A 14,674-nucleotide genomic window follows, 5' to 3' on the forward strand; every position below is an offset into this window, starting at 1 on the left:
ATGACAACCCACACCTTCGACATCGTCGTCCTGGGCGGCGGAAGCGGCGGATACGCCGCGGCGTTGCGCGCGAGCGAACTCGGCAAGTCCGTCGCGCTGATCGAGAAGGACAAGGTCGGTGGGACCTGCCTGCACCGCGGGTGCATCCCCACCAAGGCCCTGCTGCACGCGGCAGAGGTCGCCGAGCACGTGCGCGATGCCGCTTCCGTCGGCGTGACCGCCACGCTGGAAGGCGTCGACCCGGCAGGAGTCCGTACGTACCGCGAGGGCATCGTCGCCAAGAAGTTCAAGGGCCTCGAGGGACTCGTCAAGGCTCGCGGCATCACCACGGTCGCCGGACTCGGTCGCCTGAACCCGGACCGCAGCGTGAGCGTCGGCGACGACGTCTATGTCGGCGCGGATGTCGTGCTCGCGACCGGATCGTACAGCCGAACGCTCCCCGGCCTCGAGATCGGCGGACGCGTCCTCACGAGCGAGCAGGCCCTCGCCCTCGACGTCATCCCGGAGCGGGTCCTCATCCTCGGTGGAGGCGTGATCGGAGTCGAGTTCGCCAGCGTGTGGCGTTCGTTCGGCTCGGAGGTCACGATCATCGAGGCGCTCCCCCATCTCGTCCCGAACGAGGACATCGCCCTCAGCAAGGGACTGGAGAGGGCGTTCCGCCGACGTGGCATCCAGTACTCCCTCGGCACCCGCTTCCGGAGCGCGGTTCAAGACGATTCCTCCGTCACCGTCACGCTCGAAGACGGCAAGGAGTTCACCGCCGACTACCTGCTCGTCGCCGTCGGGCGTGGTCCGGTGACCGCCGATCTCGGCTTCGAGGAGGCGGGCGTCACGCTCGATCGTGGCTTCGTGATCGTCGACGAAGACCTGCGCACCGGTGTTCCGGGGCTCTGGGCCGTCGGCGACATCGTCCCCGGCCTCCAGCTCGCACATCGCGGATTCCAGCAGGGCATCGCCGTCGCCGAACGGATCGCGGGTCTCTCGCCGGTGAACATCCCCGATGCGCAGATCCCCAAGGTCACCTACTCGAGTCCTGAGGTCGCCTCGGTCGGCGTGACCGAAGAGGCGGCCGCAGCCGAACACGGCGCGGACGCGATCGTCGCCTACGAGTACAACCTCGCGGGGAATGGCAAGAGCGAGATCATCGGAACCGGTGGTCTCGTGAAGGTCGTCCGCCTCAAGGACGGCCCCGTCATCGGTGTCCACCTGCTCGGCGACCGCGTCGGCGAGCTCATCACCGAGGGGCAGCTGGCCGTCGCCTGGGAAGCGCATCCGGAGGACATCGCTCCTCTCATCCACGCGCACCCGACCCAGAGCGAGGCACTCGGCGAGGCGTTCCTCGCCCTTGCCGGCAAGCCCCTGCACGCCCTCTGAGCACCAACCGGTGCCCGAGTCACTAAGCTAGACAAGCGTCATACAACTTCCTGAAGGAGACTCAGTCATGAGCACATCCGTCGTCCTCCCCGCTCTCGGCGAGAGCGTCACAGAGGGTACGGTCACCCGCTGGCTCAAGCAGGTGGGAGACACCGTGCAGGCGGACGAGGGCCTGCTCGAGATCTCGACCGACAAGGTCGACACCGAGATCCCCTCCCCTGTCACCGGTGTGATCGAGGAGATCCTCGTGGCCGAGGATGAGACCGTCGAGGTCGGTGCCCTCCTGGCCCGCATCGGCGACGGCAGCAGTGCCGCTCCGACCCAGGACGCCCCGGCCGCTGCCGCCCCGGCTGCCGAAGAGGCTCCTGCCGAAGCCGCACCCGAGGCATCCGCGCCGGCTGAGCAGGCGGCACCCGCACCTGCGGCGGAGACACCCGCCCCGGCCGCCGAGTCGGCGCCGTCGGCGTCCGCAGGCGATGCGACCGACATCGTGCTTCCGGAACTGGGCGAGAGCGTCACCGAGGGCACCGTCACCCGTTGGCTGAAGCAGGTGGGTGACGAGGTCGCCGTCGACGAGGCTCTTCTGGAGATCTCCACCGACAAGGTCGACACCGAGATCCCCTCGCCGGTCGCCGGCGTGCTCCAGGAGATCATTGCCGGAGAAGACGAGACCGTCGCCGTCGGCGCCGTGCTCGCCCGCGTCGGTTCGGGTGCTGCTCCGGCATCCGCCTCCGAGCCGGAAGCGCCCGCTGCGGAGGCACCCGCTGCGGAGGCACCCGCCGCTACCCCGGCCCCGGCCACCGAAGCGCCGGCTGCTGCTCCTGCACCGGCTGCGGCTCCGGCTGCTCCCGCGGCGGCCGCTGCTCCGGCACCCGCCGCCGCTCCCGCTGCACCGAAGCTCACGCTGCCGACCGAGAGCGACAACCTCTACGTGACGCCCCTCGTGCGCCGTCTGGCCTCGCAGCAGGGAGTCGATCTCGCCTCCGTCCAGGGAACCGGCGTGGGGGGTCGTATCCGCAAGGAAGACGTCCTCAAGGCCGCTGAGACCGCGTCCGCTGCGCCCGCCGCAGCCAGCGCTCCCGCCCCGGCGCCGCTCGAGGTCTCCCCGCTGCGCGGCACCACCCAGCCGATGTCGCGTCTGCGGAAGGTCCTCGCCAAGCGTGCGGTCGAGTCGATGCAGCAGACCGCTCAGCTGACGACGGTCGTCGAGGTCGATGTCACGGCTCTGGCCGAGTACCGCGACAGTGTCAAGGCGTCCTTCCTCGAGAAGACGGGCGACAAGCTCTCCTTCCTACCGTTCTTCGCGCTGGCGACCGCCGAGGCCCTCCAGGCCTTCCCGATCATCAACGCCACGGTCGACGGCGAGAACATCGTGTACCCCGAAAGCGAGAACGTGTCGATCGCGGTCGACACCGAGCGCGGACTGCTCACCCCCGTGCTGCGCGACGCCGCCTCGAAGAACATCGCGCAGATCGCTCATGAGATCGCCGATCTCGCCGCCCGGACCCGCGACAACAAGCTGAAGCCCGACGAGCTCGCCGGTGGAACGTTCACGCTGACCAACACGGGTTCCCGTGGTGCCCTTTTCGACACTCCGGTGGTCTTCCTCCCGCAGTCGGCGATCCTGGGCACCGGAACGGTCGTGAAGCGCCCCGGTCTCGTGAAGGTCGGCGGTGCAGATGCCATCGCTGTCCGGTCGTACGTGTATCTCGCACTCTCCTACGACCACCGGATCATCGACGGTGCCGACGCTGCCCGCTTCCTGGGCGCCGTCAAGGCACGCCTCGAGTCGGCTCAGTTCGCCGCTCAGCTCGGCGCCTGACCCGAGAGTTCACCCTGGCTGGTCCGCGACGTCATACACGTCGCGGACCAGCCATTTCTCTTGCGTGCGGAGAAGCACCATGATGAGACGCCCTGACGTGTTCGCGGCATCCGCCTCTGCGTCCACGGCGACACGAACGACGGCGATGTCCCCGTACTCATCCACCAACTCGAATGTCGGTGTTCCGTCCGTCGCCGCGTCGAGGGCATCCAGGACCCTGGTCGCCCCCTCCGCCACGGCGTCCTCGCAGGACACGTCGCTCTGAACCCGACAGTCCGCGATGACACGGAGCAACGACGCTGCCGCCGCGGCAGGGTCGTCTTCTGCGGGAGTGACCTCGTCCGGCTCCGGCGACACCTCGTCGGGGTCCGGCGACCCGGCGCGTCGACGGGGATCCTGCGTCGCCTCGGAGTCCGCCCCGGCCTCGGTCGACGCTGCAGTGGAAGGTTCCGGGGAAGTCGCACCGCCCTCCACATCCGCTGCCTCCACATCCGCAGCCTCTCCGGACACTCCCCCGCTGGGCCACAGCAGCCCGACGGCCAGCACCGCCGCGGCAGCCGCACCTGCGATGAGCAGAGCCCGCCGCCGCCGCGACACATCGGCGCTCCCGGCGCCCGCACTCTCCGTCGCTCGCCTGGGCCCGTTCCGGCGGGCGAACGCCGTCCGTTCCCGCACCGCTACGCCGAGCACACGCGCGAGGGCGCCCGCCGCCCGTACCCGGTCCGCGATGTCCCTGTCGCCCCGCGAGCGGCGGAACTCTCTCCTCCCGCGACGACGACCACGCAGGCCCTCTGCGGATCGAGAAGGCTCCCCGCGTCGCGGTGACACGCGAAGGTCGTGCGACGTGACGGCGCGCGCGACCTCCCGCGCGCGCTCCGGAGCATGCAGCGCGCGATCGAGGGGTTGCGGAGCAGCGACTCCCAGCAACTCCTGCTCCCACTGTGCCAGCAGCTTGACCGGGAGGCGCGGCTGCGCAGCCGCCTTCTCCAGCCCTCGCCCGACGCTGTCGAGCACCCGCTTCACCACCTTGTCGGGGCTGTGCTCCTGCAGCCGTTCGAGGATGACGCCGATGCCCTCCCGCACATCCCCTCCCTGACCGACGACGAAGACGGGGCGTCCGCCGTCGGTCACCCACCATTCCCCGCTGCGGGCCTCCCCGGGGTCCTCCCCGACCTCGTGGAGACCGCGCAACAGGCTTATGACGAGAGTGCTGCACTCCCCGGGTGTCAGCACCGTGCCCGCAGCCGTGCGACGGACCAGGAACCCCAGCACCCGGTCCGTGCACCACGGCAGCAGTACGTCATGCCCTCCCCTCCGACGCACCACATCGAGAGGCGCAGCGACATGCTCCGCCCCGGCATAGCGCCACCCCACCCAGCCGCTGAGTGCCGCTGCATCGACACGCACTGCCACCCCCTCCCAGAGGTGACGAGCGCACCGGCGAACGGCCCCTCCGCGCCATCGAGTGTCCGAACCACCCGGTGCGCCCCGGGAAGGAGCACCTCGCCCCGTCGGGCACCCGCTTCGATCTCCGCCATTGCTCCATCAGAGCGCACCGAGCGCGCTCGACGGGGTGTTCGGAGGCATTGTGAATAGACTCCGAGGGTTTCCACGCATGTGCAGAAGAGGTGCGTGCGCCTCCGCTTCGCGCGAACGCCGACATCAGGAGGGTCGAGGACTCGGTAGGCTGGTCCTCATGGCAAAGCGTGCTTCTGAACCCGAAAAGCGTCCTGGGTTCTTCTCCCAGATCAAGTCCCTCTTCCGGTTCACCCGCGAGGCCTACTCGTGGCTTCCCTGGGCACAGCTCGCGATCCTCATCGGCGGCGTCCTCCTCGGCCTCGTCGCCGGCTATCTGATCCCGCCCTTCCAGGTCTGGACCCTCATCCTCTGGGGCATCACCGGCCTGATGCTGGGTATCCTCGGCGCGCTGTTCCTCATGACGCGCCTGTCGACGTCGGCCATGTACGCGAAGATCGACGGCATGCCCGGCGCCACCGGCCACGTGCTCAGCACCAGTCTCGGCCGCAAGTGGCAGGCCTCGGAGACACCGGTCGGCATCAACCCGAAGACGCAGGAAGCCGTCTACCGCACGATCGGCCGTGGTGGCATCGTCGTCGTGGGCGAGGGCGCGCGTGGCCGACTCACCCGCCTGGTCAACGAGGAGCGCAGCAAGGCCCAGCGCGTCGCACACGGCGTCCCGATCACGGTGATCTATGTCGGACACGGGGAAGACGAGGTCGCGATCGCCGACCTCGCGAAGACGATCAAGAAGATCCCCAAGGCGATCGACAAGGCCACCATGGCTGCCGTCATCCGCCGCGTGGAGTCCGTGTCGCAGTCGTTGTCCTCGCTGCCGATTCCCAAGGGGATCGACCCCACGAAGGTGCGCTCCCAGCGCCCGCGGTGAGCTGACACCCGCACGAAGAACGCGGCCGTCCTCTTTCGAGGGCGGCCGCGTTCTCGCTCACTCCGAGAGCGGCTGACGTGGCAGGCGGCGGACCTTCGCGCGACGACGGCGTCGCTCGGGGACCATCGAACGCATCTCGTCGAGCTTGCCGAAGCAGAACAGCCTGTCGTCCGCTTCCAGCACGACGTGCTTGCGGGGATTGGGAATCACGCTGACGCCGCGGTGGAGCGTGAGGACCGTGATGTCGCGCTCCCAGAGCCCTGCCTCGCCGAGAGTCTTCCCGACCAGGTCGACGGCGCCGTGCACCATGAGCTCGGCGACGCCGTAGCCCGTCGAGACGGTCAGACGCTGGCGGACGTCGATCTCGGGGAAAGCGACCTGCCCGGCGATGTAGTCGATGATCGCACCGGCGACGTCGAGCTTCGTCGCGGACTCGATCCCCTGAAGCCCGGGCGAGGAGTTGACCTCCATGACCAGCGGGCCGTCGTCGCCCTCGAGCATGTCGACACCCGCGACCCGCAGACCCATGATCTGGGCGGATCGCACGGCCGCACGCTCGTACACGGGGTCCAGTTCGATCGCTTCGACCGATCCGCCGCGGTGCACGTTCGAGCGGAACTCGTCGCCGGCCGCGGAACGACGCATCGCCGCGACCACTCGATCACCGACCACCAGCGCCCGGATGTCGCGGCCACGGCTCTCGGAGATGAACTTCTGGATCAGGACGTTCTGCTTGGTGGAGTGGAGCGTCTCGATGATCGCCTCGGCCACCTTGACCTGCGGAGCGAGGATAACGCCGATTCCCTGCGTTCCCTCCAAGAGCTTGATCACGACGGGAGCACCACCGACCCGCTCGATCGCCGGTCGCACGTCGGCGCGGTTGCGCACGAACGCGGTCGGCGGCATCGCGATGTTGTGCCGTGACAGGATCTGGTTCGCCCGCAGTTTGTCGCGGGCACTCGAGATCCCGTTGGCGGTGTTCGGTGTGTAGACGTCCATCTGCTCGAACTGCCGCACCACGGCGGTGCCGAAATACGTGATCGAGTTGCCGATGCGCGGCAGGATGGCGTCGTAGTCGCTCAGCTGGCGACCGCGGTAGTGGAGATCGGGTTCATCGGCAGTCAGATCGATCGCGAAACGCAGGGTGTTCAACACCTTCACGTTGTGTCCGCGCTGAAGCGCCGCGGCGCGCAGTCGCTGGGTGGAGTACGCCTGCGGCGCACGGGAGAGCACTGCGATCTTCACGGGGGATTTTTCCTGCCAGGATGTATCAGGTGAGTAGGTCTACCCCCCATTCAAACACCCTTACGGGGTGGCGAGAATGGGTGAGCCTGCCCGATCTCGGAGTGGACTGGATCAAGGCCAAGATCGACACGGGTGCGCGCACCTCGTCCTTGCACGCCTTCGACATCGTGGAGTTCGCACAGGACGGCGAGAACTGGGTCCGCTTCAAGGTCAAACCCTGGCAGGACAGCCAGGAGGACGCCGTGGTCGTGGAGTGCCCCGTGCACGACCGTCGGGCCGTACGAAGCTCCTCAGGGCACGCGCAGGAGCGTGTCGTGGTGGAGCTGCTGATCCGTCTCGTGGACCGCGAAGTCCTCGCGGAGGTGACGCTGAGCAACCGCGACGAGATGGGGTTCCGCATGCTCATCGGACGCGAGGCCCTTCGACGGGGTTTCTCCGTCGACCCGGCGCGATCGTTCCTCGGCGGCCGCGCACCCCGCGAAGCGCGACGTCGCAACCGCGGCAAGGTCTGAGCCCTCGGCGCAGGCTCGGATCACGGCTCAGGCGCGGATCAGGATCGTCCCGATGGCCTTGTCGTGGAGGCCGCGCTGGTCGCTGTCCCAGATCACCGCGGGGACGACGACGATGAGCAGCAGTGTCCGCACCACAGGACGCCACAGACCGATCCAGCCGCCGTCTCGACGCACCAGACGCATTCCGAGGATGCGGTGGCCCGGGCTGCCGCCCGCCGTCGGGATGAAGAGGATCTGAAGCACCGCGAACACGAGCATCGGCGCGAACTGGGTGAGCCCGGCCTCCGTGGGGAGCGCGAACTGGTCGTATCCGAGAAAGCCCGTCGCGATGATCGTCGCCGCGGCGTAGTCGATCAGAAGAGCGCCGATGCGCCGACCGGGGCGGGCGATGCTCCCGGTACCCGACTCCGGGAGTCCGAGTCGCTCACCGGGGTACGTGTTCACAGCATCCGTCACTCCCCCAGCCTACCGAGCCCGAAAAGTCGCCGTGACGACCTCACGCCTGTAACACGCCCGAAACAAAGCGGATACCGTAGAGAAATCCCCCGTCCGTACTCTGCAGAGTGGCCGTGAAGCCATCGATCCGCATTACAGGAGTCGTACATGTTCAAAGATTCGTCCGAAGTACTGACCTATATCAAGGAGAACGACGTCAAGTTCCTTGACATCCGCTTCACCGATCTCCCGGGTGTTCAGCAGCACTTCAACATTCCTGCATCGACGGTCGACGAGGCTTTCTTCACCGACGGCCAGCTGTTCGACGGTTCCTCGATCCGCGGCTTCGCGAGCATCCACGAGTCGGACATGCAGCTCATCCCCGACGTCACGACGGCGTACGTCGACCCGTTCCGCGAGGCGAGCACGCTCGTCATGCTCTTCGACATCTACAACCCGCGCACCGGCGAGATCTACTCGAAGGACCCGCGTCAGGTCGCCAAGAAGGCCGAGAAGTACCTGGCCTCGACCGGCATCGCCGACACCGCCTTCTTCGCCCCCGAGGCGGAGTTCTACATCTTCGACGACGTCCGCTACTCGGTCACCGCCGGCGAGAGCTTCTACAAGGTCGACTCCGAGGAAGCCGCGTGGAACACCGGCCGTGAGGAAGAGGGCGGCAACCTCGCCAACAAGACCCCGTACAAGGGCGGCTACTTCCCGGTGAGCCCGGTCGACAAGACCGCCGACCTGCGTGACGACATCACCCTCAAGCTCATCGAGTCCGGGTTCACGCTCGAGCGTTCGCACCACGAGGTGGGAACCGCCGGTCAGCAGGAGATCAACTACCGCTTCGACACGATGGTCCACGCGGCGGACGACATCCTCAAGTTCAAGTACATCGTCAAGAACACCGCCCAGGAGTGGGGCAAGGTCGCGACCTTCATGCCGAAGCCCCTCTACGGCGACAACGGCTCGGGTATGCACACGCACCAGTCGCTGTGGAACGGCGGCGAGCCGCTGTTCTACGACGAGGCCGGCTACGGTCAGCTCAGCGACATCGCGCGCTGGTACATCGGCGGCATCCTGGCACACGCGCCGGCGCTGCTCGCGTTCACCAACCCGACCCTGAACAGCTACCACCGTCTGGTCAAGGGCTTCGAGGCTCCGGTCAACCTGGTCTACTCGGCCGGCAACCGTTCCGCCGCGATCCGCATCCCGATCACGGGCTCCAACCCGAAGGCCAAGCGCATCGAGTTCCGCGCCCCTGACGCCTCGGGCAACCCCTACCTCGCCTTCGCCGCACAGCTGATGGCGGGCCTCGACGGAATCAAGAACCGCATCGAGCCGCACGAGCCCGTCGACAAGGACCTCTACGAGCTCCCGCCCGAAGAGGCCAAGGACATCCCGCAGGTCCCGAACTCCCTGCTCGACTCGCTCGACGCGCTGGCGGCGGACCACCAGTTCCTCCTCGAGGGCGGCGTGTTCACCAAGGAACTCATCGAGACCTGGATCTCGTACAAGTACGAGAACGAGATCCTGCCGATGGCACAGCGCCCGCACCCGTTCGAGTACGAGCTGTACTTCGGGGTCTGACCACCTCGGAACGGCACGGAGAGGGCCCTACCGTCGCGACTGCGGCGGTAGGGCCCTTCGCGTCTCTGAAACCCGCTGCTCGTTGCGCCGTGGCGCGCTTGACCGCGTGGCATCCGGGTGATCAACTTGTGAGTCTGAGCGTCGACCGGGGGAACCATGCGCCGTAGAAGAATGACCGTGAAGACCGAGCTGCGCGCGCCGGCGGAAGACACCGCGACACAGCGATCGAACGCCGTCAGCGCGTATGCGCGGACGAACCCGTTCAAGTTCGGCCTGCTCGGCGCACTCGGTGTGCTCGTGGCGCTGGCGATCGGCGGCGTGATCGGTCAGCTCGCCACCGTGCTCGTGTACATCGGAGTGGCGGTGTTCCTCGCGCTCGGCCTCGACCCGATCGTCACGTTCATCGAACGGAGACTCCCCCGACCGGCAGCCGTCACGATCGTCGTAGCGGGCGTGATCCTCGCTTTCGCGGGCATCATCCTCGCCATCATCCCGCTCCTCGTCGAGCAGATCAGCAACCTGATCAAGGACGGCCCGCAGATGGTCGAGGACTTCATGGCCAGCGCCTGGTACAAGGACGTCAGCGGCCAGTTCGGCTCCACCATCACGGACGCCGTCCAGGGCGTTCTCGACTTCGTCCAGGACCCGGACAACTTCCTCGACATCGGAGGTGGTGTCTTCGCCGTCGGAGCGGGCATCGCGGGCGGGGTGACCGGCGTCACGATCGTCCTGATCCTGACCCTGTACTTCATGGCTTCGCTGCGGAGCATGAAGCACGTGGCCGCCCGCTTCGTGCCGGCCTACCAGCGCGACACCTTCAGCGGACTCCTCGAAGACGTCTCCGGCGCCGTCGGCCGCTATGTGATCGGCCAAGCGAGCCTGGCGCTCATCAACGGCATCCTGAGCCTGATCTTCCTCAGCATCATCGGCGCGCCCGTTCCTGCGCTGCTCGCCCTGATCGCCTTCATCGGGTCCCTGATCCCCTTGGTGGGAACGCTGACCGCGTCGATCATCAACTCGTTGATCTGCCTCTTCGCGTCACCTCTGACTGCCCTGATCGCGATCATCTACTACCTGGTCTATATGCAGATCGAGGCATACGTGCTCTCCCCCCGCATCATGAGCAGAGCCGTTGCGGTGCCGGGAGCGCTGGTGGTGATCGCCGCCGTGGCCGGTGGAACGCTGGGCGGCATCCTCGGCGCGCTCGTCGCGATCCCGGTCGCCGCGAGCATCATCATCATCGTGCAGAAGGTGACGTTCCCTGCGCAGGACCGGAAGATCGTTCCCCCGGCGACGTCGCACTGATCGGACTCCGCCGCCGTTCGCGCAAGCGGAGGGCCTAGCGGACGAGCAGAGCGCCGGGCTCCACGCGCACCTCGAAGGCGGAGACTTCCCCCATCTCCTCGCCATCGATCTCGAACATGAGCGGCGTCGCCAACTCGACGTCGATGCGCTCGACGGGAAGGTGGCGCGTGGAATCCGTGCTGACGGCTTCGTCGGTGGCGCCGAACAGACGTCGGATGCCGTTGTCCCAGACGAAGGACCGCAGCGTGTCGAGCCACTGCAGCGCCCCGTCTGCACTGACCATGAGCACATCGAGCTTGCCGTCGTCGAGCACGGCGTCCGGCAGCAGTCTGATCCCGCCCTGCACCATCCCACAGTTGCCGATCAGCATGGTGTGCCCGCGCAGGGCGACCGCCTTCTCCCCGTCGATGGCGAGAGTGATCTCGGTCATCTCGGTGCCGGCGAGGGCGCGGCCCATCGCTTCGACATAGGCGAGCCATCCGGCCTTCGACTTGAGGTCGTCGTCGGTCTCGACCAACATCTGCGCGTCGATACCAAAGCCGACCATCACGGCGAACGCATGCTCGGTTCCGTCGTACGACACCCATCCCAGGTCGATGCGACGTGCCTCGGCATCACGGATGCGTTCCAGCGCGGCGGTCACATCGTTCAGCGGGACCTCGAGGTTGCGAGCGAGAAGGTTGCCCGTCCCCTGCGGCACGATCCCGAGTGCCGTCTCCGAGCCCGCCAGCGCCTCTGCGACCGCGCGGACGGTGCCGTCGCCGCCGACCGCGATCACCAGGTCCCTGGCGTCAGCACGCGCCTCCCGAGCCATGCCGCGACCGGGGTCCTCCGGAGTCGTCTCCCACCAACGGACGTCATACGAATCGTCGAAGACGCCGGCTACCGCATCGTGCAGATCCGCCTGCTCGACCTTCGAAGGATTCCAGACGATGCCGATGCGCGCGTGAGTCATATCGTCAGCTTGGGACACGCGCCCCGATACTGCAAACTCGCGGCGCGGATTCAGCCGTAGAACAGGTCCTCGAAGGTCTTGCGTGCACGCCGTGTGACACCCAGGTAGTCCTCCTCGAGCTCGGTCGCCGACCGGTCGGGATAGCCCAGAAGGCGACCGATGGCATCCAGCTGTCGTCGATCCACCGGAAGCAGATCGCTCGTCTTGCCCGTCAGGAGGGTGATCGCCGAGCGGAGCCTGCTCGACAGTCGCCACGCCTCGCGCAGCCGCTCGGCGTCGTCTTCGGTCACGAGCCCCGCTTCGACGGCGGCATCAAGCGCGCCCAACGTCGAGGTCGTGCGCAGACCGGGAATCGCATGAGCGTGCTGGAGCTGCAGCATCTGCACCAGCCATTCGACATCGCTGAGCGTTCCGGGGCCGAGCTTCAGATGCCGCCTGGGGTCCGCGCCCTGCGGCAGTCGCTCGCCCTCGACCCTGGCCTTGATGCGCTTGATCTCGCGCGTGCTCTGGAGGTCGACCGCCTCGGGATAGCGGATCGTGTCCGCCAGCGCGGTGAACTTCTCGATCAGCTTCGTGCTCCCGGCCACGCCTCGTGCGCGCAGCAGCGCCTGCGCCTCCCACGACAACGACCAGCGACGGTAGTACTCGGTGTACGCCTCGATGGATCGAACGACGGGACCGTTGCGCCCCTCCGGACGGAGATCGGCATCGAGGTCGAGCGGGAGCCTGTGGTCGGTGACGTGCTCGCGGAGTCCGGCGACGATCTGCGTGGCGAGCTTCTGCGCGCGCTGCGGGTCGACGCCGTTCGCGTCGTACACGTAGAGGATGTCGGCATCCGAACCGAAACCGAGTTCGGCTCCTCCGAAACGCCCCATCGCGATGACGGCGAAGTCCAGATCCTCGTCCTCCGCGGGGACCACCTCGCGGAGCACGGCGCGCAGGGCGGCCTGGATGGTCGCCTCGGTGATGTCCGTGAGCGCCGTCGCCACCTCTTCGATGGTGAGTACTCCGAGGACCGCCCCCATCGCCGTACGGAGGAGCTCCCGGCGACGCAGCGCGCGCACGGCACGCAGGGCGTCGCCGATGGTCTCGTGACGCGTCTGGATCGCCCGCGCCTCCTCATCCAACGCCGCGGCTCCGCGGGGGCGCAGCCGTCCGGAGCTGTCCAGCCACGCGACCGACTCGGGGATCCACTCCAACAGCTCACCGATGTACCGCGAGGAGGAGAGCAAGCGTGTCAGGCTCTCGGCAGCGCCGGAGGAGTCCCGCAGCATCCGGAGGAACCAAGGGGTGTCGCCGAGGCGCTCGCTGATCCGCCGGAAGGCGAGGAGCGCATAGTCGGGGTCGCTCCCGTCGGCGAACCAGCGCACCATGATGGGCATCAGATGACGCTGGATGGTGGCCTTGCGAGAGAGCCCGCTCGTGAGAGCGCCGATGTGACGGAGGGCTCCCGCGGGGTCGCGGAACCCGATCGCCGCCAGTCGGTCATGCGCCTGCGCAGCCGAGAGCGTGCGCTCCTCTTCGGGGAGTCCGGCGACCGCGCTGAGAAGCGGCCGGTAGAACAGCCGTGTGTGGATCTCCCGCACCTCACGCCGCACGCTCTCCCAGCGGGACCAGACCGCGCCACCGCTCTCGGCCAATCCGGTGGCACGAGCGAGCACCCGCAGCCCCGCGGGGGTTCGGGGCATGAGGTGGGTCCGGCTGAGCTCGCGCAGCTGCAGACGGTGCTCCATCAGCCGCAACACCCGGTAGTCGTCGGCGAAGGTGGCCGCGTCCGCGCGCCCGATGTATCCGCCGGCGACCAGTGCATCGAGGCTCTCGAGCGTGCCGCGCGTACGCAGCGTCTCGTCGGTGAGGCCGTGGACGAGCTGCAGAAGCTGGACCGTGAACTCGATGTCCCGGAGTCCGCCGGCGCCGAGCTTGAGCTGATAGGGCACGTCTTCGGGGTCGATGTACTCCATCACCCGCTCACGCATCCGCTGGACGCTCTCGACGAAGTCCTGCCTGGCCGCGCTCGACCAGATCTTCGGTTGCACGGCAGCGATGTACTCCGCACCGAGCTCGGGGTCCCCTGCGAGGGGGCGCGCTTTGAGCAGGGCTTGGAACTCCCAGCTCTTGGCCCAGCGATCGTAGTACGCCAGATGGGAGGCGACGGAACGGACCAGGGCACCTTGCTTGCCCTCCGGTCGGAGCGCGGCGTCCACCTCCCACAGCGGCGGCTCGATTTCGATGCCGCTCAGATTCCGCATGGTCTCGCGCGCGAGCCGGGTGGCGATGTCCATCGCCTTCGCCTCGCTCACGACGTCTTCGTCTCTGGTGCCGCCGACGAAGATCACGTCCACGTCGCTGACGTAGTTCAGTTCTCTGGCACCGGCTTTGCCCATACCGATGACGGCGAGGCGCGTGGCGGCGACCTCGTCCGTGCTCAACGACTCCTGGAGCCGTGTCCTGGCGACGGCGAGCGACGCTTCGAGTGCGGCGCCGGCGAGATCAGCGAGTGCGGCCGACACCTCGGCGACGATGGTCGCGGGCGACGGGTGCGTGAGGTCGTATGCCGCGATGGCGGCGAGGCTGCGACGGTACGCGACCCTGATCGCGACCACGGCGTCGTCATCACCCGTCTGCGCGAATCCGTCTCGCGCACCCACCGACGCGAGCAGGCGCTCTTGCATCTCCTGCGAGGTCGGCAGACCGCTGATCGAGTCTTCGAGGACCGAGAGCTGCTCCGGGTGACGGAGGAAGAAGTCGGCGAGCCCCTCCGACGCACCGAACACGCGCCACACCTGTCGACGGGTCACCTCGTCGTCGAGCAGCGCCCGCAGGGGTCCCGCATCCCGGCGCGCCACTCGGAGGAGCCCGCGCACGGCGGCGTCGGGGTCCGCGGCATCGTCTGCTTCGAGCAGCACCCCGTGCGGTCGGTCGAGGATCTCCGCGAGTTCCGTGAGGGAAGCCGCGGCCTCGCTCAGTTCCGCGAAGCCGAGCCGGGCCAGCGCCGAGAGCGAGACGGAGTCGTCCGGACGGACCAT

The 14,674-nt window shown here is 67.8% G+C and carries 11 protein-coding genes; 6 read left to right on the forward strand and 5 right to left on the reverse strand.

Annotation, left to right across the window (positions count from 1 at the left end):
• Both lpdA and sucB read left to right on the forward strand, forming a co-directional pair.
• Nucleotides 1-1,374, forward strand: a complete 1,374-nt coding sequence (gene lpdA / locus FGL91_RS14670) for a dihydrolipoyl dehydrogenase (protein WP_153244171.1) — start codon at nt 1-3, stop codon at nt 1,372-1,374.
• A 67-nt stretch (nt 1,375-1,441) separates the two neighbouring features.
• Nucleotides 1,442-3,196 (forward strand): 2-oxoglutarate dehydrogenase, E2 component, dihydrolipoamide succinyltransferase, encoded by a 1,755-nt coding sequence (gene sucB / locus FGL91_RS14675; protein ID WP_153244172.1) that lies wholly within the window; start codon nt 1,442-1,444, stop codon nt 3,194-3,196.
• Between the two features lie 9 nt (nt 3,197-3,205).
• Here the strand turns inward: sucB and FGL91_RS19125 are convergent, their stop codons facing one another.
• On the reverse strand, nt 3,206-4,603 hold the full coding sequence (locus tag FGL91_RS19125) for a hypothetical protein (protein WP_227991637.1): 1,398 nt from the start codon (nt 4,601-4,603) through the stop codon (nt 3,206-3,208).
• 289 nt (nt 4,604-4,892) lie between these two features.
• On the opposite strand from FGL91_RS19125, the gene FGL91_RS14685 reads away from it, so the two are divergent.
• Nucleotides 4,893-5,603 (forward strand): DUF4191 domain-containing protein, encoded by a 711-nt coding sequence (locus FGL91_RS14685; RefSeq protein WP_047520099.1) that lies wholly within the window; start codon nt 4,893-4,895, stop codon nt 5,601-5,603.
• Nucleotides 5,604-5,660: 57 nt separating this feature from the next.
• Here FGL91_RS14685 and FGL91_RS14690 read toward each other — a convergent pair whose 3' ends face one another.
• The gene (locus FGL91_RS14690) at nt 5,661-6,848 is read right to left on the reverse strand and encodes a RimK family alpha-L-glutamate ligase (RefSeq protein ID WP_047520097.1); all 1,188 of its coding nucleotides are present in this window, start codon (nt 6,846-6,848) and stop codon (nt 5,661-5,663) included.
• Between the two features lie 20 nt (nt 6,849-6,868).
• On the opposite strand from FGL91_RS14690, the gene FGL91_RS14695 reads away from it, so the two are divergent.
• Entirely contained in the window at nt 6,869-7,360 is a 492-nt protein-coding gene (locus FGL91_RS14695; protein ID WP_153244173.1) for an ATP-dependent zinc protease, read from the forward strand.
• Nucleotides 7,361-7,387: 27 nt separating this feature from the next.
• On the opposite strand, the gene FGL91_RS14700 is transcribed toward FGL91_RS14695, so the two are convergent.
• Nucleotides 7,388-7,816 (reverse strand): RDD family protein, encoded by a 429-nt coding sequence (locus tag FGL91_RS14700; RefSeq protein ID WP_047520095.1) that lies wholly within the window; start codon nt 7,814-7,816, stop codon nt 7,388-7,390.
• Between the two features lie 147 nt (nt 7,817-7,963).
• Here FGL91_RS14700 and glnA point away from each other — a divergent pair, with 147 nt between their 5' ends.
• Both glnA and FGL91_RS14710 read left to right on the forward strand, forming a co-directional pair.
• On the forward strand, nt 7,964-9,388 hold the full coding sequence (glnA, locus tag FGL91_RS14705; RefSeq protein ID WP_047520093.1) for a type I glutamate--ammonia ligase: 1,425 nt from the start codon (nt 7,964-7,966) through the stop codon (nt 9,386-9,388).
• Nucleotides 9,389-9,559: 171 nt separating this feature from the next.
• Nucleotides 9,560-10,693 carry an AI-2E family transporter gene (locus FGL91_RS14710; RefSeq protein WP_131491139.1) on the forward strand — a complete coding sequence of 378 codons (1,134 nt, stop codon included), beginning with the start codon at nt 9,560-9,562 and terminating at the stop codon, nt 10,691-10,693.
• Nucleotides 10,694-10,727: 34 nt separating this feature from the next.
• Here the strand turns inward: FGL91_RS14710 and FGL91_RS14715 are convergent, their stop codons facing one another.
• Both FGL91_RS14715 and FGL91_RS14720 read right to left on the reverse strand, forming a co-directional pair.
• Nucleotides 10,728-11,648 (reverse strand): diacylglycerol/lipid kinase family protein, encoded by a 921-nt coding sequence (locus FGL91_RS14715; RefSeq protein WP_131491140.1) that lies wholly within the window; start codon nt 11,646-11,648, stop codon nt 10,728-10,730.
• Nucleotides 11,649-11,698: 50 nt separating this feature from the next.
• The gene (locus FGL91_RS14720) at nt 11,699-14,674 is read right to left on the reverse strand and encodes a bifunctional [glutamine synthetase] adenylyltransferase/[glutamine synthetase]-adenylyl-L-tyrosine phosphorylase (RefSeq protein ID WP_153244174.1); all 2,976 of its coding nucleotides are present in this window, start codon (nt 14,672-14,674) and stop codon (nt 11,699-11,701) included.

The sequence above is a fragment of the Microbacterium sp. CBA3102 genome (genome assembly GCF_007954505.1).
Classification (GTDB): domain Bacteria; phylum Actinomycetota; class Actinomycetes; order Actinomycetales; family Microbacteriaceae; genus Microbacterium; species Microbacterium aurugineum.